This is a genomic window from Altibacter sp. HG106, assembly GCF_028561755.1.
Taxonomy (GTDB): domain Bacteria; phylum Bacteroidota; class Bacteroidia; order Flavobacteriales; family Flavobacteriaceae; genus DFVG01.
This window is the reverse complement of record NZ_JAQQTD010000007.1, coordinates 156,106-177,036: the sequence shown is the minus strand read 5'-3', so window position 1 is coordinate 177,036 and position 20,931 is coordinate 156,106. Positions and strand designations below refer to the sequence as shown.

Genomic DNA, 20,931 nt, shown 5'->3' with positions numbered 1-20,931 from the left:
AATTGAATAAAGGTGAGGCGCTTTAATGTAAGCCCTCTAGGATATTGAAAAGTAGGTTCTTTTCAAGAAGTGTATTCCCCCTTTACGAAATCGCTTCTATCCCTTCAGAAAAAGGGCCAGCGCGGGGTTCAGGAAGTAATGATTTGAGATTCTTATGGCGCAGCGAGTCTATCGCTACATTTGTTTCCGAAGGAATCCAGCTAGCAGGAACCCCATCGAGTTCAGGCAGCATTCCCGAGGCGTACACCACCGAGTGGTCCCCTCTAAATTTCGTATTAGCATAGTGAAGACTTTCACCGTTCAAATGCCAGGGGGCATCTAAATCACTTTGAAGTTCAACAACGTTGAGCTCGTAGCTGGGTGTGGAGTCGTTATTTTCTGGATCAGAAGTAGATCGAAACGGTATGGAAGCAAGGGTGATGGCAAGCTCTTCTTCTGCACCGATCAGGCGAGCGATTTTGGCACTATCAACATCGCTATAATACAAAATCTTCAGCAATCCATCGCCGGCATCTACTACCTGTACATTGGAGATTCCCACAGAATTGAGACGATGCTCAATTTGGGCAATGGCTTTGTTCGCTTCAGAAGGGGACACTGCCGCCTCCTTAAATTGCAAAAGAATTTCTTGATTGGGTACCTGTGAAGGATCCTTGCTCGCACCAATGATGGCAAGGACAATGAGGCAGATTGTTATGTACCCTCTGTGTAACACGCGCCAAATATAAAAAATAAAGACCGCATTGCTGCGGTCTTCGATACAATTTAATCGGTGCCTCTCAGGATTAAACGTCTAAGAGTCCGTTTGTTTTTTGAACGCCGTCTGCGCTTTCTTTCATATGCTCTTGTTCGGCATCGGTCAATTCGATCTCCACTATTTTCTCAATACCGTTTCTACCTAACAAGACCGGTACACCGATACAAAGATCGTTTAATCCGTATTCTCCTTCGAGCAAGGTAGAACATGGAAACATTTTACGTTGGTCGCAGGCAATGGCTTGCACCAATCCCGAAACAGCGGCACCCGGAGCATACCAGGCTGAAGTCCCTAACAGTTTTGTCAAGGTAGCGCCCCCTACTTTGGTATCTTCTTTCACCTGATTGAGACGTTCGTCTGAAATGAATTTAGAAACCGGCACGCTGTTTCGAGTAGCCAAACGCGTTAGCGGTACCATTCCTTTATCACTATGACCGCCGATCACCATGCCGTCTACATCGCTAATGGGTGCCTCTAATGCTTCGGCTAAGCGATATTTAAAGCGGGCGCTGTCTAAAGCACCTCCCATACCGATAATACGGTTTTTTGGAAGTCCGGTAGTTTTGTGCACCAAATAGGTCATGGTATCCATCGGGTTGCTTACTACGATAATGATAGTGTTTGGAGAGTGCTCGATCAAGCTGGCTGAAACCGATTTTACGATTCCGGCATTGATCCCGATAAGTTCTTCACGGGTCATACCTGGTTTTCTTGGGATTCCGGACGTGATCACACAAATATCACTCTCTGCGGTTTTCGAGTAATCGTTAGTAGATCCAACAATTTTGGTATCAAACCCGTTTAGCGAAGCGGTTTGCATCAGGTCCATTGCTTTCCCTTCGGCGTAGCCTTCTTTGATATCTAGTAAAACAACTTCACTGGCAAAATCTTTAATGGCAATGTACTCGGCACAACTTGCACCTACCGCACCTGCTCCTACAACTGTAACTTTCATTCGTATGGTGTATTTTATTTATAATTTGTTTTGAAGTAACTGAAACTTTTTTCGTGTTACAAAATTACGAAAACCATTTTGCTTTGTGGCAGAATGCCCTTTCGTTTTTTGGTTCCTTCGGAAGGATATGTAAGTCGAAATGAATTTGTTAGCAGCCTTCAATTGTCCCTCCACTTTTCTATTAGATCCCAAAGTGAATTCCTACGGAAGCATTACTGTATTCTGCCAAGTTATAGTCGGCATGAAGTCCAAAAAATCCAAGTCTCACTTCAGCGCCAATTGTGGCACGCACGCCCGAAACTTTAGTACGTACTGTAAAGGGATCGGTAAATTCATTTGTGGTTTCTAAAAAGGGGATACCTGCGCGAACGCGGTAGGTGCCTAACACCTCAAAGTCGGAGGTTCCGGTAACATACCCTACGCCACCATACACATTAAACACCTTCATTTTTGTTGAGGCCTGTACCTGAAACGTCCAACTATTTTGTAGCAGATCGAATTGCTGATTTTCTCCTTCAATGATCTCGTCATCAGTAAAATCGTAATTACCATTTAAACGATTATACGCTACCATACCCGATATGGCCACGGGAAACACTGTTTCACCAGCGCCTAACCATTGGGTAAACTCATGTTGAAGTCCGACCCCAAACACACCTGTTTTCACATCTTCACGTTCTATATTCGGCAGAAATCGCACTTTTATTTCGGTTGCTTTGAAAAGCCCCAGGCGCGCTTGCAAGAAGGCGGTAGGAAGCATCCGAACATTCACTGAGGCCAATCCCTGGGGAAGCAGAAATTCTACTTCTTCTGTCAAGGGCCCGTTTTGTACTTCCGCAAAAACCAGTACTTCGGGATCATTTTCTCCAAAAGCGGTTGCTACTTCCTTGGAAGTGCTTCCGTCCCGAAATTGCAAATTATTGTAGTCGTTTGTGTTCAGCAGAAACGAACGATTTTCTTCACTCACAAAGGTGGCATTCCCAATAATGGAAACATCGAACCGCAAGGGTTTTTTTACTTCAGCCGATTGCATCCAACCGTTCGACATATTATAAATACCAGCTTCCGCCGCGGGCGTAATGTAGCCGCGCGCAAAACGTTGGGCATCTTGAATTCCCGCAGCCAATAAATCTTCTAAATTTTCCTGAGCCGTTGTCACAGAAGTGATGAATAAAAAAAGTAGGAATATATTCTTGTTCATGATTTTCAATTTTATGGAAAATAAAAAACCCGTGACGGACATCACGGGCTTTTAGGTTAAGTTTAACGGTATGGGTTATACGTCGATGTTCGCGTAGACCGCATTTTTTTCGATGAATTCGCGTCGCGGTGGCACTTCATCTCCCATCAGCATGGAGAAAATTCGATCAGCCTCCGTTCCGTTATCGATGGTCACTTGTCGCAAGGTTCTAAACTCGGGATTCATCGTGGTATCCCACAACTGTTCCGCGTTCATTTCCCCAAGACCCTTATAACGTTGGATGCTCGCGCTTCCGCCCATTTCCTGGTTGAGGGCATCGCGCTCCTTATCGGTCCAGGCGTACTCTTTTTTGTTTCCTTTTTTCACCAAATAGAGTGGCGGCGTAGCGATATAGACATATCCCGCTTCTATGAGGTCTTTCATGTATCGGAAAAAGAAAGTAAGGATTAAGGTAGCAATATGACTACCATCCACATCCGCATCACACATAATAACGATTTTGTGATAGCGCAATTTTTCCATGTTTAAGGCCTTACTGTCTTCTTCGGTTCCAATGGTAACGCCCAGGGCCGTAAAAATGTTTCGAATCTCTTCATTTTCGAACACTTTATGCGACATTGCTTTTTCTACATTCAGAATCTTTCCACGTAATGGAAGGATCGCCTGAAAGTTTCGGTCTCGCCCCTGTTTGGCAGTACCACCAGCCGAATCTCCCTCTACCAGGAATACTTCGCACTGCTTGGGGTCCTGCTCTGAACAATCACTTAATTTTCCGGGCAAGCCTCCCGCACTCATCACCGTTTTTCGCTGTACCATCTCACGTGCTTTTCGGGCCGCGTGACGTGCCTGCGCCGCTAAGATCACCTTCTGAACGATGGTCTTGGCATCATTAGGATGCTCTTCCAGATAATTTTCAAGCATTTCTGAAACCGCCTGACTCACTGCTGAAGAAACCTCCCTATTCCCTAGTTTAGTCTTCGTTTGTCCTTCAAATTGTGGTTCGGCTACCTTCACGGAAACAATGGCAGTAAGCCCTTCCCGGAAGTCATCTCCTGAAATATCAAATTTCAATTTATCTAACATTCCTGAAGCATCTGCATATTTCTTCAAGGTGGTTGTGAGTCCGCGACGGAAACCGGTGAGGTGGGTTCCCCCTTCGTGGGTATTGATATTATTTACATACGAATGCAGGTTTTCATTGAAAGACGTATTGTAGACCATGGCTACTTCTACCGGAATTTCGTTCTTTTCTCCCTCCATCGAGATCACATCTTCGATGAGCGGTTCGCGATTTCCATCCAGAAAGCGGATAAATTCTTTCAATCCCTCTTCACTGTGGAAGGTCTCACCAATAAAGTTGCCTTCCTCATCGGTTTGTCGTTTGTCTTCGATAGTGATGGTAATTCCTTTGTTAAGGAATGCCAGCTCCCGTAAACGACTAGATAAGGTATCGTAGTTGTACTCTAAGGTTTGCTGAAATATTTCCGGATCAGGTTTAAAAGTTACTAAGGTCCCGCGATCTGTAGTATCTCCGGTGGTCTTTACAGGGTATAACGTTTTTCCGCGCTCGTACTCCTGCTCCCATATCTTCCCATCGCGATATACGGTGGCTTTTAGATGTTCAGAAAGGGCGTTCACCACCGAAACTCCCACCCCGTGTAATCCTCCGGAAACCTTATAGGAATCTTTGTCGAATTTACCACCGGCACCGATCTTCGTCATCACCACTTCTAAGGCTGAAACGCCTTCTTTCTTATGAATATCTACGGGAATTCCACGACCGTTATCACGCACGGTAATCGAATTATCTTCATTAATCCAAACGTTAATGGTGTCGCAATGCCCTGCCAGGGCTTCATCAATCGAGTTGTCCACTACCTCATACACCAAGTGATGCAAACCTCGAACACCAACATCTCCAATATACATCGATGGACGCTTGCGCACGTGTTCCATTCCTTCCAACGCCTGAATGCTATCGGCACCGTACACTTTGATATTTTTTTCGTCGCTCATAAACGCTATCTTTTCTATTTTTTGCTAACAAACAAATATAACAAAACCCCTCGTAAAATATGGGGTTTAGCCCCAATAGCACCCTGAAGTTATTAACAAATTTTTGTGAAAAAAAGCGTTACAAAATCCCGTTCTTTATAGGTGTCAAAAATTTGATGTAAGAAATAGAAATGTCAAACGACCTAACCCAAACTGTAATTCACTTATAACCCTTTCATTATGAAAAAAATAACCCTTTTCTTTTCGTTGCTATTGTGTTGTTTGTTTTTCGCTTCGGAAGCGACGGCACAAAAATTCAGTAATATGGACGTTAGTCCGATGGACGCCGCTTCCTACCCAAGCGATTATCGCAATGCCGATAAATTGATCAAGATCGTTTACAGTCGGCCCCAACTGAAAGACCGAAGTCTTTCCAAGCTTGCGCCCTACGGCGAAGTATGGCGGACGGGGGCGAATGAAGCAGCCGAACTCACCTTATATACCGACATGACTCTGGATGGAACCACCGTACCGGCAGGAACGTATACGTTTTTTACCATTCCGGGAGAGAAAGAATGGACAGCCATTATCAATTCTGATCTCAATGTTTGGGGAAGCTATTTTTATGACGAATCGAAGGATGTAGCACGCATTACCGTCCCAGCAACCACAGCCGAGGATGCGCTGGAAGAATTTTCAATTGCCTTTGAGGAAGCCCCCGAAGGTGTACACATGCATCTTGGCTGGGGTAACACGCGCGTAGCGGTACCCTTCAATAAGAAATAATAAGAAGAAAGAATCTGTTAGAAAGCCTCCTTTTTTGGAGGCTTTTTTTAGGGTATGTTGAGATACTTGTGGGTTTGTAGTGAGACCTTCCATTTTGGGTTTTTCATCACATAATCGACGATCTTGGGCATCACTGCATCTCGCTTGCTCCATTCGGGTTGCAAATACAACACACAACGATCTCCCACCTTCGCTGCTTGTTCTTCCGCAAAGCGGAAATCATCATTATTGTACACGATAACCTTTAACTCATTGGCATGTGGGTAGATTTCTTCCGTAGGAAGTTTTGTTTTTTTGGGCGACAGACACACCCAATCCCAGGTGCCCGAAAACGTATAGGCTCCCGAGGTTTCGATATGCGTTTGTAAGCCTTTTTCCTTCAGCAAGCCTGTGATAGGATCCATATTCCACATCAAGGGTTCGCCCCCGGTGACTACGATGGTATTAGAATATGCCGCGGCCTCGGTCGCAATGGTTTCGATTGATGTTGGCGGATGCAATTTGGGATTCCAACTCTCTTTCACATCACACCAATGGCAACCCACGTCGCAACCTCCTACACGAATAAAATAGGCGGCAGTGCCTTTGTGAAATCCTTCTCCCTGAATGGTGTAGAACGCCTCCATGAGCGGAAGCAACACACCTTCGTTTACCTGTTCTTGCATCGTATTTTTCATGGGGGTGCAAAGATACAGAAACCCAAGGTTAGAAACTATGACACCTTCAATTATCTCGAACCGCAACCACTTCTATCTCGATATTGGCGTTGGCAGCTAATTGCGAAGCAGCAAAGGTGGTACGCGCCGGGCGCTGCGGAAAGTAGGTTACATAGATGTCGTTGAAGGCGCTAAAGTCGTTGATGTCCTTCAGCACTACCATCACCTTCACCACATCGGTCATGGCGAGCTGGTGCCGTTCTAATACTTCTTTGATATTGCTAAGTGCTTGATGCGTTTCAGCTTCTATACTCCGGAAACTAACGTTCTCGTGTTATGATCCATCCCTATTTGCCCCGATAGGTAGTAGGTATCCCCTACCTCAACGACGTCACTAAAGGGCGCCTCCTTTTTCTTTGGATAGTGGGAGGAATGATAGGTCTTTTTCTGAAGTGGTTTAATGGTTGTCACTTCGGCCGTTTTGTTTTGAGGGGACTCACAGGAGGTACTTCCGAAGAGTAAAAGGGCACAAACTCCTATGAAAATGAAAGCATATGGCATCGATATCTTTTGAAAAGTAAAGTACGGAATATTTCAATACCTAGGGGACAATTCCTATTTTTATCGAAATTTTTGAGCTATGTCAAACCCTCAGGATTTCTTTGACCACATCACTAACGGCTACCAAACGAAAGGTGAGGCTATTACCTTGGGTGCTGCTATGTTAGATGGGGAAACCATCACCAATGCCTTGGTAAAGGTCCCAATGAAAACACTCAATCGCCACGGACTCATCGCCGGTGCTACCGGAACGGGAAAAACAAAAACGCTACAAGTACTGGCAGAAAACCTGTCTGATAAAGGGGTGCCCGTATTGCTTATGGACATGAAAGGCGATCTTAGCGGAATCGCACAACCGAGTCCGGGTCACGCCAAGATCGACGAGCGTCATGAAAAAATCGGGATTCCTTTTGAAGCGAAAAAGTTTCCCGTGGAGATCTTGACGCTATCGGAACAAGAAGGAGTGCGTTTGCGAGCCACCGTTAGTGAATTCGGGCCCGTGCTTATTTCCAGAATTCTCGATGTTTCAGAAACACAGGCCGGTATACTTTCGATACTGTTCAAGTATTGCGATGACAACAAGCTTCCGCTGCTCGACCTCAAGGACTTAAAAAAGATCCTTCAGTATGCCACCGAAGAAGGCAAAGAGGAGATCTCTAAACTATACGGACGTATCTCTCCGGCCTCTTCCGGAGCCATTTTGCGCCGTATTGTAGAGCTCGAACAACAAGGAGGCGACCTGTTCTTCGGAGAGCGTTCCTTCGACACCGACGATCTGCTGCGTGTGGATGAAAATGGCCGAGGTTATATCAATATTGTTCGCCTGACCGATATTCAGGATCGCCCAAAATTGTTTTCTACATTCATGCTTTGTTTGCTTGCGGAAATTTATGCAACCTTTCCGGAGCAAGGAGATACAGGGCGGCCCGAGCTCGTCATTTTTATAGACGAAGCCCACCTTATTTTTAAAGAGGCCAGTGATGCGCTGCTGGATCAAATTGAAAGTATTGTGAAGTTGATTCGGTCGAAAGGCGTCGGACTCTATTTCGTGACACAGAATCCAACCGATGTGCCAGATGCGGTGTTAAGTCAGTTAGGGCTAAAAATTCAACATGCGCTTCGTGCTTTTACAGCCAAAGATCGAAAAGCGATCAAATTGACTGCCGAAAATTATCCGCTGTCTGATTATTACGAAACGGACGAAGTGCTTACCTCACTTGGAATTGGAGAAGCTCTGGTATCGGCCTTGAACGAAAAAGGAATTCCAACCCCGTTGGCAGCCACTTTACTGCGTGCTCCTATGAGTAGAATGGACATCCTGGAGGAGGACGAACTGGAAGCGGTGTTGGCAGCGTCAAAATTAAAAGCACGATATAATGAAGCGCTCGACCGGGAAAGCGCCTACGAGTTACTAAACGAGAAGATCGAAAAGGCACATTTGGAAGAAGCCAAAGAAAAAGCAGCCGAAGAAAAGAAAAAAGCACAGCAAAGTCGGTCTCGAAGTCGGACTTCCTCACGCCGACGAACCAGTAGAAGTCCGTTAGAAAAAGTGTTAACCAGTCCAACCGTGATACGAAGCGTATTGGGCATTCTTACTAAATTAATAAAATAACCCTATGAAAAATATCCTCACAACCTTAGTTCTTGTTGCCATGGCTTTCGTTTTCATTCAATGCGGTGACGAAGCAGATCCCTTCCTTATTCAGAAAGACGCGGTGGGGCCTTTGGCCAAAAACACAGCGATGAAAAAGGTCGATTCTATTTTTGCAAACGATTCTATCGTGAAACTCAATCCCAACGAAAATGCCCTTGGCACGCAAGGCGAGGTAGAAGTGTACGATACCGACGGTACGAAATTGTTGCTGCTCTCTCCAGAAGATGAAAACGACCCTTCGGCACATATCACCAATATCCAGATATTCGACAGTCGCTACAAGACCGAGAAAGGGTTGAACATTAAGAGCACCTTCGGAGACTTGAAAGCCAATTACGAGATCGCTGGAATTGAAAATGCGATCAACTCGGTTGTGGTATTCCTAAAGGATAGCAATATCTACGTGACCATCGACAAAAAACAACTTCCCGAGAATATTCGGTATGACTATCAAGCGAAAATAGAGCAATCACAAATTCCGAATGAGGCCACCTTTAAATACTTTATGGTAGGCTGGGATACCGACTATGACGCGCCGGAGCCTTTGGAATAATATTAATTTTTTCAGAAAACTCCCCCAACAGATTGTTAAGTGGCGCACAACTTGATGGCGCATTTCCTACTTTTAATCAGAACCAATCAATAAATATGTTATGATTAAGATTTTAGGATTTATTTTGACCATTGGAGGAGCCATTGCTTTAATTATGGGTGTTCTAGGAGCCTTTGGAAGCTTAAGTTCCGGTTTGAGTCCGTGGGCCCTCATTATTCTAGGAGTGGTATTTTTCTTTGCCGGTATTGGATTATTGAAATATCGTAAGGACACCGACCAAGTTCAAACTGAAAATAACTAACACATAAAACCTTCTTCGGAAGGTTTTTTTGAATTGCGACACCATGCCCAATCCAAGTATCAAAAACGAAGACCAATACGAAGCCTTGCGCGACAAAGGTTATAGTAAAGAAAAAGCGGCACGCATTGCAAACACGCCAGATTCTGGCAAGAAAGGTGGAGCAGCTTCCCCCTACGAATCGTGGACCAAAAAGTCGTTGTACGAACAAGCAAAAAAGGTAGGGATCGACGGACGCTCTAAGATGAATAAGAAAGAATTGATTCACGCCCTACGCAACAATTAAGGAGCCGCAGTTTCATACCTCAATTTTTAGTAGTAATTTTCTAGGTGGAAACACTGTATCATGAAATTTCAATTGCTTCTCGTCTCGTTTTTATTGTATGCCGTGACCCCTCTGGCCCAGCAGTCGTATACCCAATACGAAGTTTCTTCTGAAAATCCATATGGTTTGTTAAATCCGAATGCCCCTCAAGCGGTAGCCGACTATGCTCCTCTTATTGGAACTTGTGATTGTCTGTCGGAAACACGAAACGCAGATCAAACTTGGGCAGCACCGCAACAAATGACCTGGACCTTTAAGTACATTATGAACGGTACTGCCGTACAAGATGAAACCTTGAAAGAAGACGGAAGTCATTCAGGAAGTATCCGTCAATTTATAGCAGATAGCAGCAAGTGGTACGTGCATTATTACAGCAGTGCCAGTCCTACCGTAACCCTACCGGTATGGGAAGGCACAAAACGCGGGGATAGTATCGTTTTGTATCGAGAACAAAAGGCCCCAAACGGCATGGATGGATTTTTTCGGTTGACCTTCAGCGACATTTCTTCGGAAGGATTTGAATGGGAAGGCGCCTGGACCGACCCCAAAGAACAAGTGGTTTTTCCCACCTGGCGCATCCATTGTAAAAAAAGGAACACGACAGCGGTTTCCGCAGAAACGGAAATCCGAGCGAACAGCAGGCGCTTTTCGAAAGCTTATGAGGAAGGGGATTATCAAACCATGACCGAACTCTATACCGAAGACGCCTATATTTTTCCTCCTAACAGCGGGATGATTTCAGGAGCCGCAGACATCCTTAAGAAATGGACGCTGCCAAAAGATACGCGCATCCTTTCCCATAAGGCCACTCCTACAGATATTGTGGTTCATGGTGACTTCGCATATGATTTTGGAACCTACGAAGGCATTTCTGAAGATGAAAAAGGCCGCTACCAATGGAAAGGAAAATATGTCATCGTTTGGAAATTTACCGGGACCTCCTGGAAAATGTATCTTGATATTTGGAACCGAATATAAACCATGGAAAAATCAACAACACTTAGCCCCTTTCATCTTGCCATTCCGGTGAGCAATCTGCAAAGAGATCGTCTCTTTTATCGCGATGTTTTGGGATGCGAAGAAGGTAGAAGCAGTGATCATTGGGTGGACTTCAATTTTTTTGGGCATCAGTTAGTGCTACATGAAAAAACCCAAGAGGCCAATCCAAGAGCAGCGAATCCAGTAGATGGCAAGCAAGTGCCTATCCCTCATTTTGGCGTGGTATTGACCATGGAGGATTTTAAAGCATTTTCTCAACACCTGCAACGCGAGGAAATCACCTTTATCATAGAACCTTACATTCGCTTTGAGGGTCAACCCGGCGAGCAGGCGACTATGTTCTTTGAAGACCCCAGCGGAAACGCACTAGAATTTAAAGCGTTTGCAAATCTCGACCAATTATTTGCCACCTAACCATGAAACAAATAAACCCTAATATCATCCGACAAGTCTTTGTAATGCTCCTCATTTTATTAATGGGTACGCTGATTTTTAGGGAATTACTCCCTTACCTTTCAGGAGTCTTAGGGGCAATTACCATCTATGTATTGATGCGAAAATGGATGGTAGCCCTCTTGCGTCGCGGATGGAAACCTGACCTGGCAGCAGCGCTTCTTATGGTGCTTTCCTTTATCGGAATATTAATTCCGATAAGCGGGATTATAATTATGCTGGGAAATAAGATCAATAATGCGGTTCAAAACTCAGAACGCGTGGTGCGCGCCTTTAAGAGCCAGACCGCCAAATGGGAAGACCAGTTAGGCTACGATTTTACTTCTGAAATTGATGTGGGTGCGATTTCCTCCTGGCTTTCCGAAAATCTACAGAACTTGGCCGGAAGTACCTTTGAGGTGACCATTGCTATCGGACTCATGTACTTTATGCTTTATTACATGCTCACCAATAGGAGTCAGTTGCGTGAATCCTTATTTGAATATATTCCGATCAGTAAAAAGAACTTAAAAAAGATTGGAAAGGAGACCCACACCATGGTCCGGTCGAATGCTCTGGGAATTCCTATGGTCGCTATCGCACAGGGAATCGTGGCACTTATTGGATTTCTCATCTTCGGAATCGATGATCCGCTGTTTTGGTTTGTGGTCGTAACCATTGGGTCTATGATTCCCTTTGTTGGAACCTTACTGGGAATCATTCCGGTATTTATATTGACACTATCTTCGGGGAACGATTTTCAAGCCTGGGGAATTTTACTATACGGCCTCATTGTGGTAGGATCTACCGACAACCTTATTAGGTTGTATGTGCTGAAAAAACTGGACAACGTGCATCCACTTATCACCCTAATTGGAGTCATCGTAGGAGTACCGCTATTTGGGTTCATCGGACTCATCTTTGGGCCACTGCTTATCAGTCTCTTTTTGATAGTAGTGCGCATCTACAAACGCGAATACGGAAAGCACGTGACACACGACGATGACCCTGATCTTTAAGTAGGATGTTTCAGAAATTTACCAAAACCAAGTATCCGCCAGAACATAAACCCGTGTTGGTTTGGGATGGCGAATGCGGGTTTTGCGCCTTTTGGGTACAGCGCTGGAAGAAGAAAACGCAAGGGCGAATCGATTTTGTCACGTATCAGGAAATCGCATCGCACTTTCAGGACATTCCGCTCAAGGAGTTTAAGAAGGCTTCTCGTCTTATCGAGCCAGATGGAAGCGTCTTTAGCGGGCCCGATTCGGCCTATCGCAGCTATTCTTATTCGGCACACCCACTCCCCTGGCACCGCTGGTATACGAACTTCAGGTGGTTTACCTGGTTGAGTGATCACGGCTATAATGTGATCGCGAAAAACAGACCCTTCTTTTTTCGCGTGACGCGCATTCTCTTCGGAAACAACCCTGAAAAACTTCGCCCCTACTGGCTTTTGTATTTATTGGTGCTCTTCTTAGGAGTGCTATTGCTGGGGAAGCAGTTATAACAAAACTTTAAAACAATTACTGACATCGGTGGCGTATCTTTAAAGAAAAACAACCTTATGCTATTCGGAAACTCAAAAAGAAGCTTGTTCTTCAATCCTGGAAATCGCAAATCGGGTGTCGATGAAGATACGATGCGCAATGAAGTGGATCACATTAAAGAAGATGACGTAGAAATCGTTCTCGAAAATGAGGAGGCTATTCACAAAAAATTTAGCGGCCCCAATAGCTTGTCTAAATATGCCGAGCTCGGAAAAATTATGTTGGCCATGCTGAGGGATTTTAAGACCGGAACATATCGCGGCGTACCTTGGTTTACTATTGCCACGATCGTCTTAGGTCTGTTATACATCTTAAACCCAATGGACATTATCCCGGACTTCATCCCCGGAGTTGGCTATATTGATGATCTTGCCGTGCTATCGATTGGTATGGGGTGGATTGAAAGTGACTTACACCGCTATCTAGACTGGCGGTTGCAGCAAGCCAAGGAATAAGGTAGTATTACGTTCTACGCTGCTCACGCGCCAATAAGGTATTTTTGAGCAACATGGCGATGGTCATAGGCCCTACTCCTCCAGGCACCGGAGTGATAAAAGATGCTTTTTCACTTACCTTTTCGAAATCTACATCACCACGAATGACGTATCCTTTTGGGTGTTCCTCGTCGGGAACTCGTGTGATCCCAACATCGATGATGACCACATCATCTTTCACCATTTCAGCCTTTAAGAAATTTGGCACTCCCAGAGCCGAAATAATGATGTCGGCTTGAGTGGTGATCTGAGATATATTCTTTGTATTACTATGGGTCAACGTAACCGTACTATTTCCCGGCCACCCTCTACGACTCATTAGGATGCTCATTGGGCGTCCTACGATATGGCTTCTTCCGATGACCACCGTATGTTTTCCTTTGGTATCCACATCGTAACGCTCTAAGAGTTCAAGAATACCAAAGGGTGTGGCCGGAATAAAAGTACTCATATCCAAGGCCATTTTTCCGAAGTTTTCAGGATGAAATCCGTCCACATCCTTGCTAGGATCTACGGCCATCAGCACTTTCTGGGTATCGATTTGAGGAGGTAACGGCAACTGAATTATAAATCCATCAATATCGTCATTCGTATTGAGCTCCTTTATTTTTTTCAACAACTCCAACTCGCTAGTAGTATGTGGCATTTTGACAAGCGTCGATTCAAAACCAATGCGTTCACAAGCGCGGACCTTGCTACCCACATACGTAAGACTAGCTCCATCATCACCTACAATAACAGCCGCGAGATGAGGCACTTTTTCGCCATTGGCTTTCATGGCATCAACCTCAGCTTTTATCTCGTCTTTAATATCATTACTTACTTTTTTACCGTCGAGTAGGGTCATAATTGGTTGGGTTTTGTGAAGAGATTATTGCATGTTTTTCATCATCTGCATCATCTTGCGACCACCGCCGCCCTGCATCATTTTCATCATTTTGCTCATTTGATTGAATTGCTTCAGAAGTTGATTCACTTCCTGCACAGAAGTACCGCTCCCTTTGGCAATTCGCTTTTTTCGGCTGCCGTTGATAACCGACGGTGTAGAACGCTCTTCCGGCGTCATCGACTGTATAATGGCTTCTATACCCTGGAAGGCGTCATCGTCAATATCAACTCCTTTGAGGGCTTTCCCAGCACCGGGAATCATTCCGAGGAGATCCTTCATGCTTCCCATTTTTTTCACCTGCTGAATCTGAGACATGAAATCGTCGAAACCAAATTGATTTTTCGCAATTTTCTTCTGAAGTTTTCGCGCTTCCTGTTCATCAAACTGCTCTTGTGCTCGTTCTACCAACGATACCACGTCACCCATGCCTAAAATTCGGTCGGCCATTCGAGAAGGGTGAAACACATCAATAGCGTCCATTTTCTCACCCGTACCTATAAACTTAATGGGTTTGTTGACGACACTTTTAATAGAGATCGCGGCCCCACCACGTGTATCACCATCTAGTTTTGTGAGCACAACCCCATCAAAATCCAGACGATCATTAAAGGCCTTCGCCGTATTTACCGCATCTTGACCCGTCATCGAATCGACCACGAAGAGGGTTTCGTTGGGGTTGATCGCCGTGTGAATATTGGCGATCTCGGTCATCATTTGTTCATCGACCGCCAATCGTCCTGCAGTATCCACAATCACTACATTATGACCGTTTTGTTTGGCATATGCTATAGCATTCTGAGAAATTTCAACAGGATCCATAGTACCTTCTTCGCTGTACACTTCCACGCCAATTTGGTCTCCTACCACATGCAACTGGTTGATCGCCGCCGGACGATACACGTCGCAAGCGACCAGTAGCGGTTTTTTAGTTTTTTTGGACTTTAAGTAGTTAGCAAGCTTCCCGGAAAAGGTGGTTTTACCACTTCCCTGTAAACCCGACATCAAGATGATCGACGGACTCCCACTCAGGTCGATGCCTTCTGTTTCGCCGCCCATCAATTCGGTGAGTTCGTCTTTGACCAACTTCACCATGAGTTGCCCGGGTTTTAAGGAACTCAATACATTTTGTCCCAGCGCTTTTTCCTTGACCGTATTGGTAAAGTTTTTCGCCGTCTTGAAGTTAACATCAGCATCTAATAGAGCACGACGTACCTCCTTAAGGGTTTCGGCAACGTTAACCTCGGTAATACTTCCGTGTCCTTTAAGAACGTGTAAGGCCTTATCTAATTTATCGGTCAGATTATCAAACATAGTATTGCGTGAAATTTAGCGTGTTGCAAAGATAGCAATTGAAAGGCTTGTAGCAAAGCTAGCGATCGGTTATTCAAAGGAAAAGACAGTTCTGTAAGGAGTGCACTGAAAACTGCGGCCAAGCGTGGATTTTGGATCGCATCGGCTGTATTTCTTCGGAAAGATTTACCGTTTCATTAACGAAGGCTTAGCATCTTGAGAAGGCATATAAATACGGTGATTCCCTATCTTTAAAAGAGTTAACATAAAACATTGCATATGAGTACTACCAAAGAATTTCAAACCATAAATCCGACTTCTGGAAAACCGATTCATACCTATTCCTATATGAACGAAAAACAGGTTTCAGAAGCCATCGAAAATTGCCATAACGCATTTTTAACGTGGCGTCAACACTCCCTAAAGGAGCGTGCAGAACATCTTAAAAACGTGGGAAAAGCGTTATTAGAACACAAAGAAGAACTCGCCGCTCTGATGACTGAAGAGATGGGTAAATTGCTGAAACAAAGCGAACAGGAAGTTGAATTGTGTGCCGGTATTTGCGAGTACACCGCTAAGGAAGGGCCCACAGAACTCGCTGCGGAAGACAGGAAACTACCCGAAGGAGGAAAAGGGCGCATTGTGCATGCACCCCTTGGTGTGATTTACGGCATTCAACCTTGGAATTTCCCCACCTATCAGGTAATTCGATATGCTATTGCCAATTTGATGGCGGGTAACGGAGTACTTCTGAAGCATGCCGAAAGTGTCACCGGTTGCGCACTACTACTGGAGAAAATAATCGAGTCGGCCGGACTTCCAAAACATTTGTTCAAAGTATTGATTATCAATCACGACCAATCTGATGACGTTATTAAGAATCGTTACGTTCGAGGGGTTACTCTTACCGGAAGCGCAGGTGCTGGAGAGCACGTGGCCAAAGTAGCCGGAGCCGCATTGAAAAAAACGGTGCTGGAATTAGGAAGCAATGACGCTTATATAGTACTGCAAGATGCCGATTTAGACAATGCCGTGAAACAATGCGTAAATGGAAGGGTTTACAATAATGGAGAAACCTGTGTTGCTGCGAAACGGTTTGTCGTTGTTGAGGAAGTGTATGAGGCATTTAAAGAAAAATTTGTTGCCCGAATGAAGGGAGTCAACTACGGTGATCCAACCGATTCGAGTTCCCGAATGGGACCCATGGCGCGCGAGGACCTTCGAAAAGACTTACATGAGCAGGTGACCCAAAGTGTCAGTAAAGGAGCGACGGTACTATGCGGTGGAGAACTACCGGATGCAGACGGATTTTTCTATCCCGCTACCGTACTGGAAAATGTACAGCCCGGACAGCCTGCCTATGACGAAGAATTATTTGGTCCGGTAGCTTCACTGATTAAAGCGAAAAACACCGAAGATGCCTTCAGAATTGCCAATGATAGCCGGTTTGGCCTGGGCGGCGGAATTTTTACTTCCGATGGAGACAAAGCTTTTGAACTGGCTGCGGAACACTTTGATACTGGAATGGTGTTTATCAATTCCTTCGGACTCGCGCAACCTAATATGCCGTTTGGCGGAGTGAAAGATTCGGGGTATGGACGCGAACACGGCGGCTTTGGAATGAAGGAGTTTACCAACGCCAAAGCCATCATGGCGTTGAAGTAGTGGCCCCAGCATACGAAAAACTCATGCTTCCTGACAAATACCTCAGTCATTTTCATTAGCAAGAAAAAACCCGACAGTTTTGAAACTGTCGGGTTTTTGATATATTAAACCTTCTCTAAGGCAATTAGGTAGTCATCTAATTAGACATTACTCGGTTCACTATAATTCCGGTAACAATACCGTATCAATAGCGTGTACAACTCCGTTGCTCGCTTGCACATTGGTTACGATGATAGTGCTCACCCTACCGTTGGCATCGGTAATAGTTGCTGCATCCGCATCAATCGTTACATCGCCACCCAAAGTGGTCACAGGACCATTGGTAAGATCTTCGGCACGAACATTGGCTCCTGCAATAACATGCAGATTTAAGGCTGCCGTTAACGTAGGTCCATCAATATCTGCTAGGGCTCCCACGCCAAGTTCGGTAAGCAGGTCACCAAAGGCATCATTGGTAGGAGCAAATACTGTGAAGGGTGCCGGGTCGGTACCCAGCGGCGTACTTAGCGTTCCTACAAAATCAGGTTGGTCGGGACGCGTCAGCGCATCTACTAATGTTCCAAATGTAGGATCGGCTGTGGCGAAGGTCACAACTGTAGGCAACGCGATGACCGTATCTACTGCGTGAATAATTCCATTGGTAGCAACCACATCTGCCGCGACCACAGTAGAATTTCCATTAAGTACCACACCAGCATCGGTATTTATATACAGGCTGATGTTATCGTCTGTATCTCCAAAAGTAGCAAGGGTTGTGGTGTAAGAAGTTGTGAAATCAGTACTGGCATTGGTTTCAGCCAACACATGATTTAATAAGGTTTGCTGTAATGCGGGTAATGGAACATCTCCCAAACTTCCAAAACCATTGTCCGATAAAAAGGTGTCAAAGGCATCGTTGGTTGGTGCGAACACTGTGAGATTGGCTGTCGGGTCTGACACGGCCACGGTAAGACTTGCGGCATCCAAAGCAGTTGTAAGACTGGAAAAATTTGGATTTACATTCGCAAGTGTTGCGATATTAGGTAATGAAATGACTCCATTAACGCCGTGAACCACTCCATTTGAAACTTCAATATCAGCCTCCACCACAGTAGACGTACCATTAATGACAACTCCATCAGAAGCATTCACAAAAGCACTTAAGTTTAATCCACTACTAGCCGTGGCGTTGGTTCTAATATATCCTGTAGTAAAATCGGTTGCTACAAATTCACCATTAATAACATGATTTAACAAGACATTAGAGAGCACCTCTTCGGGTATATCGTCAAGAGATGCAAAATCATTAGCTTCTAAAAATTCGGTAAACGCATCATTATTGGGAGCGAAAACAGTAGTAGATCCAGAAGCATTCAGCGCAGCGGTAAGTCCAGCACGCTGTAAGGCATCCACCAGAACAGAATAATCAGCGTCGGAAGCCAAGTACGTGGCGATTGTCTGGTCTCCATCGTTGGTGATGGTATTGTCATCATCATTACTACATGATGCGACAAAAATCATCGAAAATAAAATAAGAATTTTTGAAATGTTCTTCATAGCTTAAGTTTTTTGTTTTGCCTTGTAAAGAAACGAACGATACGGAAAAAACAAAACGCCTAAGCGTCACTTTATCAAAAGTTTAACTTTTTGTTTAACATTTTAATAAAATATTTAAACAATTTCAATCACAGGAATTTGCCAGCGCATCAATGGTATCGGCCAACTGGTTGTTATTGTTGGTGGTAAGTACGCTACTCGCGCCTACAATGAGGTCTACCGGATAGTTGATAGAAATGAGGTCTTCAGACTGCGGATCTACCACCCAGGGAAATAGTTCTTGACTATTAGCAATCACACGCGTTTCGAACTGACCTTCCGCAACATTGTAGATCGCTAAAGAAATGGGGTACGCAATGTCCACACAGGGATTGTGTTCCTGAATTAAGGTGTCTGCACCGCAAACCGATAGCTCGTCTTCCCATTGTGCTTCGCTAGTCACAATAATTTCCGAATGATCGCTGCGAACAAGCGTCAACGGAAATATCAATTCTACTTCATCTTCAGGTCCAATGGGTTGTAGATCGAGAATGGTTCCAATATTATATAATTCGCCGTTGAAAAATAGGGTATAGGGTAATTTAATACTCACGCAAGAAGCATTGTCAATCACATCATCAAAGCTCCCATCGTGCGAGCTCACCGTACGTAATTTTAAGCGCAGGTTTGCCGAGGCATTAGAGACCTCCTCGGTATCTTCCTGATCTTGAATCACGGTAAACTCTTCTTTTTGACACGCCCAACAAAGCGCCAGCATTACGAGCAAGACGGCGTATTTCATGTACTTATCTTTACTAATAGAACAACTGAGATTATGAAATTCCTACCTATAATTTATTTATATATTTACGCCCTATGACCAAAAAAGAGCGCTCCCTCTCCGATAACGTTTGTGAAGAACGTATATTCTCTAAAATATATGAAGAGAATGCTACAGATCTTCACGATTTCATCTATTATAAATACGGAGCTCATTTTGATCCTAAGGACAAAACACAAGAAGCCTTTCTTACGCTTTGGCAGAAATGCAAGAAAATTCCACCAGAAAAAGCACGAAGTTTCTTGTTTACGGTCGCCAATAATCTCACCTTAAATGAAATTAAACACCAAAAAGTAGTTCTAGAGTATCAGAAAAATGAACCTTCGCGTTCGAGTACCAATCATACGCCCCAGTTTTTACTGGAAGAAAAACAGTATTTGGAAAAATTTCAACGCGCCTTGGCTGAATTACCCGAAAAACAGCGCATTGCTTTTCTCTTAAATCGCGTGGAAGGAAAGCGACATAAAGAAATAGCCGACATTTTAAACATTTCTAGAAAGGCTGTCGAGAAGCGTATTTACAAGGCTTTAGCGACTCTCAGAAAAAAAATTGAAAAAATTTAGGGGGTGGGGGTAGGAATTTTTCATCCTCAGTTGTTTCATGTATAGAAAGTTGCTATGAAAAAGGAAAATTTACTTTCAAAATGGTTAGACCATTCTCTAACCGATACAGAACAAGAGGCGTTTGAACAAACAGACGCCTTTCGTTCGTATCAAAAAATCGATCAATTGGCGCAGTCTTTTAAAGCGCCGGAATTCGAGGTCGCCTCTCAATATGCCTTATTGCAGGAGAAAAAGGCTTCGGAAGAGTCTAAAACAACTTCTTGGAAACAGGTTGCTTTCCGCATTGCTGCGATCTTCGTTATTGCTTTCGGATTGTATTGGGCGCTTTCACAACCATCAAATACTACCTTCACAGCGCATCACTCAGAACACATTAGTCTTGAATTGCCGGATGCTTCCGAAGTGATCCTCAATGCAGGTTCTGAATTAACCTACGATGACGCTCATTGGAATACGAATCGCAACGTTACCCTGAACGGAGAGGGATACTTTAGAGTGGCTAGCGGCAAACAATTTAGCGTGCAAACTTCGCACGGTGTGGTTGCTGTTAAAGGTACTCAGTTTAATGTCATCAGCCGTCCAGAATTCTTCGAGGTTACGTGTTTTGAAGGCCGCGTAGAAATAGCATTGAATGACGATGTTCATACCCTAACCGCGGGAAGAACGCTTCGATGGTCGAATGAACAATTAGAAAATCAATTAACGGCACTCATTGAGCCCACGTGGCTTCAACATAAGTCGGTCTTTAAGAGCGTTCCGCTGCATTATGTGTTGGACGAAATGGAACGCCAATATGATATTGACATCGTAACCAACGATATCGATACGCAGGTTATTTTCACCGGAAGTTTCACTCATAAAAATCTACCTACTGCCTTGCAAGCTATCACAATTCCTCTTACCTTGTCTTATGAAATCAACGACGATAAGATAGTGGTTTTAAAAAGTGAATAAT

24 protein-coding genes are annotated in these 20,931 nt (G+C 44.4%); 13 read left to right on the top strand and 11 right to left on the bottom strand.

Annotated elements, in window-relative coordinates:
• Positions 1-82: 82 nt before the first annotated feature.
• The 4 genes from PO830_RS13100 to gyrB all read right to left on the bottom strand — a co-directional run bounded on the left by PO830_RS13100 (position 83) and on the right by gyrB (position 4,929).
• The gene (locus PO830_RS13100; protein WP_272854030.1) at positions 83-715 is read right to left on the bottom strand and encodes a hypothetical protein; all 633 of its coding nucleotides are present in this window, start codon (positions 713-715) and stop codon (positions 83-85) included.
• Between the two features lie 70 nt (positions 716-785).
• A complete protein-coding gene (gene mdh / locus PO830_RS13095; RefSeq protein ID WP_272854029.1) occupies positions 786-1,712 on the bottom strand; it encodes a malate dehydrogenase in 927 nt (308 codons plus the stop codon).
• 181 nt (positions 1,713-1,893) lie between these two features.
• Positions 1,894-2,913: a DUF6588 family protein gene (locus PO830_RS13090; protein WP_272854028.1), complete on the bottom strand. Its 1,020-nt coding sequence runs from the start codon at positions 2,911-2,913 to the stop codon at positions 1,894-1,896.
• A 75-nt stretch (positions 2,914-2,988) separates the two neighbouring features.
• Positions 2,989-4,929 carry a DNA topoisomerase (ATP-hydrolyzing) subunit B gene (gyrB, locus tag PO830_RS13085; RefSeq protein WP_272854027.1) on the bottom strand — a complete coding sequence of 647 codons (1,941 nt, stop codon included), beginning with the start codon at positions 4,927-4,929 and terminating at the stop codon, positions 2,989-2,991.
• Positions 4,930-5,148: 219 nt separating this feature from the next.
• On the opposite strand from gyrB, the gene PO830_RS13080 reads away from it, so the two are divergent.
• Positions 5,149-5,694 carry a DUF2911 domain-containing protein gene (locus tag PO830_RS13080; RefSeq protein WP_272854026.1) on the top strand — a complete coding sequence of 182 codons (546 nt, stop codon included), beginning with the start codon at positions 5,149-5,151 and terminating at the stop codon, positions 5,692-5,694.
• Positions 5,695-5,741: 47 nt separating this feature from the next.
• On the opposite strand, the gene PO830_RS13075 is transcribed toward PO830_RS13080, so the two are convergent.
• From PO830_RS13075 to PO830_RS13065, 3 genes are read right to left on the bottom strand one after another with little or no spacing between them, the layout of a single operon-like run.
• Positions 5,742-6,371, bottom strand: coding sequence for a 7-carboxy-7-deazaguanine synthase QueE (locus PO830_RS13075; protein ID WP_272854025.1), 630 nt, complete (start codon positions 6,369-6,371; stop codon positions 5,742-5,744).
• A 46-nt stretch (positions 6,372-6,417) separates the two neighbouring features.
• Positions 6,418-6,627, bottom strand: coding sequence for a RidA family protein (locus tag PO830_RS13070; RefSeq protein ID WP_272854056.1), 210 nt, complete (start codon positions 6,625-6,627; stop codon positions 6,418-6,420).
• A gap of 29 nt (positions 6,628-6,656) precedes the next feature.
• A complete protein-coding gene (locus tag PO830_RS13065) occupies positions 6,657-6,911 on the bottom strand; it encodes a hypothetical protein (RefSeq protein WP_272854024.1) in 255 nt (84 codons plus the stop codon).
• 79 nt (positions 6,912-6,990) lie between these two features.
• Here PO830_RS13065 and PO830_RS13060 point away from each other — a divergent pair, with 79 nt between their 5' ends.
• The 9 genes from PO830_RS13060 (at position 6,991) to PO830_RS13020 (ending at position 13,174) form a co-directional block, all read left to right on the top strand.
• A complete protein-coding gene (locus PO830_RS13060) occupies positions 6,991-8,523 on the top strand; it encodes a helicase HerA-like domain-containing protein (RefSeq protein ID WP_272854023.1) in 1,533 nt (510 codons plus the stop codon).
• A 4-nt stretch (positions 8,524-8,527) separates the two neighbouring features.
• Positions 8,528-9,118, top strand: a complete 591-nt coding sequence (locus PO830_RS13055; protein WP_272854022.1) for a hypothetical protein — start codon at positions 8,528-8,530, stop codon at positions 9,116-9,118.
• Between the two features lie 100 nt (positions 9,119-9,218).
• Entirely contained in the window at positions 9,219-9,419 is a 201-nt protein-coding gene (locus tag PO830_RS13050) for a hypothetical protein (protein WP_272854021.1), read from the top strand.
• 43 nt (positions 9,420-9,462) lie between these two features.
• Positions 9,463-9,702 carry a Rho termination factor N-terminal domain-containing protein gene (locus tag PO830_RS13045; protein WP_272854020.1) on the top strand — a complete coding sequence of 80 codons (240 nt, stop codon included), beginning with the start codon at positions 9,463-9,465 and terminating at the stop codon, positions 9,700-9,702.
• A 60-nt stretch (positions 9,703-9,762) separates the two neighbouring features.
• Positions 9,763-10,719: a YybH family protein gene (locus PO830_RS13040; protein ID WP_272854019.1), complete on the top strand. Its 957-nt coding sequence runs from the start codon at positions 9,763-9,765 to the stop codon at positions 10,717-10,719.
• A 3-nt stretch (positions 10,720-10,722) separates the two neighbouring features.
• On the top strand, positions 10,723-11,154 hold the full coding sequence (locus tag PO830_RS13035; RefSeq protein WP_272854018.1) for a VOC family protein: 432 nt from the start codon (positions 10,723-10,725) through the stop codon (positions 11,152-11,154).
• 2 nt (positions 11,155-11,156) lie between these two features.
• Complete coding sequence (locus tag PO830_RS13030) at positions 11,157-12,191, top strand: AI-2E family transporter (RefSeq protein WP_272854017.1); 1,035 nt, start codon at positions 11,157-11,159, stop codon at positions 12,189-12,191.
• 5 nt (positions 12,192-12,196) lie between these two features.
• Positions 12,197-12,679, top strand: a complete 483-nt coding sequence (locus tag PO830_RS13025) for a thiol-disulfide oxidoreductase DCC family protein (protein ID WP_272854016.1) — start codon at positions 12,197-12,199, stop codon at positions 12,677-12,679.
• A 57-nt stretch (positions 12,680-12,736) separates the two neighbouring features.
• Entirely contained in the window at positions 12,737-13,174 is a 438-nt protein-coding gene (locus PO830_RS13020; RefSeq protein ID WP_272854015.1) for a YkvA family protein, read from the top strand.
• A gap of 7 nt (positions 13,175-13,181) precedes the next feature.
• Here PO830_RS13020 and PO830_RS13015 read toward each other — a convergent pair whose 3' ends face one another.
• Complete coding sequence (locus PO830_RS13015; protein ID WP_272854014.1) at positions 13,182-14,060, bottom strand: bifunctional 5,10-methylenetetrahydrofolate dehydrogenase/5,10-methenyltetrahydrofolate cyclohydrolase; 879 nt, start codon at positions 14,058-14,060, stop codon at positions 13,182-13,184.
• Between the two features lie 24 nt (positions 14,061-14,084).
• Positions 14,085-15,413, bottom strand: coding sequence for a signal recognition particle protein (ffh, locus tag PO830_RS13010; protein ID WP_272854013.1), 1,329 nt, complete (start codon positions 15,411-15,413; stop codon positions 14,085-14,087).
• A 258-nt stretch (positions 15,414-15,671) separates the two neighbouring features.
• Here ffh and PO830_RS13005 point away from each other — a divergent pair, with 258 nt between their 5' ends.
• Positions 15,672-17,057 (top strand): NAD-dependent succinate-semialdehyde dehydrogenase, encoded by a 1,386-nt coding sequence (locus PO830_RS13005; protein ID WP_272854012.1) that lies wholly within the window; start codon positions 15,672-15,674, stop codon positions 17,055-17,057.
• A gap of 159 nt (positions 17,058-17,216) precedes the next feature.
• Here PO830_RS13005 and PO830_RS13000 read toward each other — a convergent pair whose 3' ends face one another.
• Together PO830_RS13000 and PO830_RS12995 are read right to left on the bottom strand one after the other, a co-directional pair.
• Positions 17,217-18,593, bottom strand: a complete 1,377-nt coding sequence (locus PO830_RS13000) for a fasciclin domain-containing protein (RefSeq protein ID WP_272854011.1) — start codon at positions 18,591-18,593, stop codon at positions 17,217-17,219.
• 124 nt (positions 18,594-18,717) lie between these two features.
• Complete coding sequence (locus tag PO830_RS12995; RefSeq protein ID WP_272854010.1) at positions 18,718-19,374, bottom strand: hypothetical protein; 657 nt, start codon at positions 19,372-19,374, stop codon at positions 18,718-18,720.
• A 74-nt stretch (positions 19,375-19,448) separates the two neighbouring features.
• Here PO830_RS12995 and PO830_RS12990 point away from each other — a divergent pair, with 74 nt between their 5' ends.
• Both PO830_RS12990 and PO830_RS12985 read left to right on the top strand, forming a co-directional pair.
• Positions 19,449-19,976, top strand: a complete 528-nt coding sequence (locus PO830_RS12990) for an RNA polymerase sigma factor (RefSeq protein ID WP_272854009.1) — start codon at positions 19,449-19,451, stop codon at positions 19,974-19,976.
• 54 nt (positions 19,977-20,030) lie between these two features.
• Positions 20,031-20,930 (top strand): FecR family protein, encoded by a 900-nt coding sequence (locus tag PO830_RS12985; RefSeq protein WP_272854008.1) that lies wholly within the window; start codon positions 20,031-20,033, stop codon positions 20,928-20,930.
• The last annotated feature ends 1 nt before the right edge of the window (position 20,931 follow it).

Coding starts and splice junctions, on each gene's coding strand:
- mdh (WP_272854029.1), bottom strand. CDS start 1,712: ATGAAAGTTACAGTTGTAGGAGCAGGTGCGGTAGGTGCAAGTTGTGCC.
- PO830_RS13090 (WP_272854028.1), bottom strand. CDS start 2,913: ATGAACAAGAATATATTCCTACTTTTTTTATTCATCACTTCTGTGACA.
- gyrB (WP_272854027.1), bottom strand. CDS start 4,929: ATGAGCGACGAAAAAAATATCAAAGTGTACGGTGCCGATAGCATTCAG.
- PO830_RS13080 (WP_272854026.1), top strand. CDS start 5,149: ATGAAAAAAATAACCCTTTTCTTTTCGTTGCTATTGTGTTGTTTGTTT.
- PO830_RS13075 (WP_272854025.1), bottom strand. CDS start 6,371: ATGAAAAATACGATGCAAGAACAGGTAAACGAAGGTGTGTTGCTTCCG.
- PO830_RS13065 (WP_272854024.1), bottom strand. CDS start 6,911: ATGCCATATGCTTTCATTTTCATAGGAGTTTGTGCCCTTTTACTCTTC.
- PO830_RS13060 (WP_272854023.1), top strand. CDS start 6,991: ATGTCAAACCCTCAGGATTTCTTTGACCACATCACTAACGGCTACCAA.
- PO830_RS13055 (WP_272854022.1), top strand. CDS start 8,528: ATGAAAAATATCCTCACAACCTTAGTTCTTGTTGCCATGGCTTTCGTT.
- PO830_RS13050 (WP_272854021.1), top strand. CDS start 9,219: ATGATTAAGATTTTAGGATTTATTTTGACCATTGGAGGAGCCATTGCT.
- PO830_RS13045 (WP_272854020.1), top strand. CDS start 9,463: ATGCCCAATCCAAGTATCAAAAACGAAGACCAATACGAAGCCTTGCGC.
- PO830_RS13040 (WP_272854019.1), top strand. CDS start 9,763: ATGAAATTTCAATTGCTTCTCGTCTCGTTTTTATTGTATGCCGTGACC.
- PO830_RS13035 (WP_272854018.1), top strand. CDS start 10,723: ATGGAAAAATCAACAACACTTAGCCCCTTTCATCTTGCCATTCCGGTG.
- PO830_RS13030 (WP_272854017.1), top strand. CDS start 11,157: ATGAAACAAATAAACCCTAATATCATCCGACAAGTCTTTGTAATGCTC.
- PO830_RS13025 (WP_272854016.1), top strand. CDS start 12,197: ATGTTTCAGAAATTTACCAAAACCAAGTATCCGCCAGAACATAAACCC.
- PO830_RS13020 (WP_272854015.1), top strand. CDS start 12,737: ATGCTATTCGGAAACTCAAAAAGAAGCTTGTTCTTCAATCCTGGAAAT.
- PO830_RS13015 (WP_272854014.1), bottom strand. CDS start 14,060: ATGACCCTACTCGACGGTAAAAAAGTAAGTAATGATATTAAAGACGAG.
- ffh (WP_272854013.1), bottom strand. CDS start 15,413: ATGTTTGATAATCTGACCGATAAATTAGATAAGGCCTTACACGTTCTT.
- PO830_RS13005 (WP_272854012.1), top strand. CDS start 15,672: ATGAGTACTACCAAAGAATTTCAAACCATAAATCCGACTTCTGGAAAA.
- PO830_RS13000 (WP_272854011.1), bottom strand. CDS start 18,593: ATGAAGAACATTTCAAAAATTCTTATTTTATTTTCGATGATTTTTGTC.
- PO830_RS12995 (WP_272854010.1), bottom strand. CDS start 19,374: ATGAAATACGCCGTCTTGCTCGTAATGCTGGCGCTTTGTTGGGCGTGT.
- PO830_RS12990 (WP_272854009.1), top strand. CDS start 19,449: ATGACCAAAAAAGAGCGCTCCCTCTCCGATAACGTTTGTGAAGAACGT.
- PO830_RS12985 (WP_272854008.1), top strand. CDS start 20,031: ATGAAAAAGGAAAATTTACTTTCAAAATGGTTAGACCATTCTCTAACC.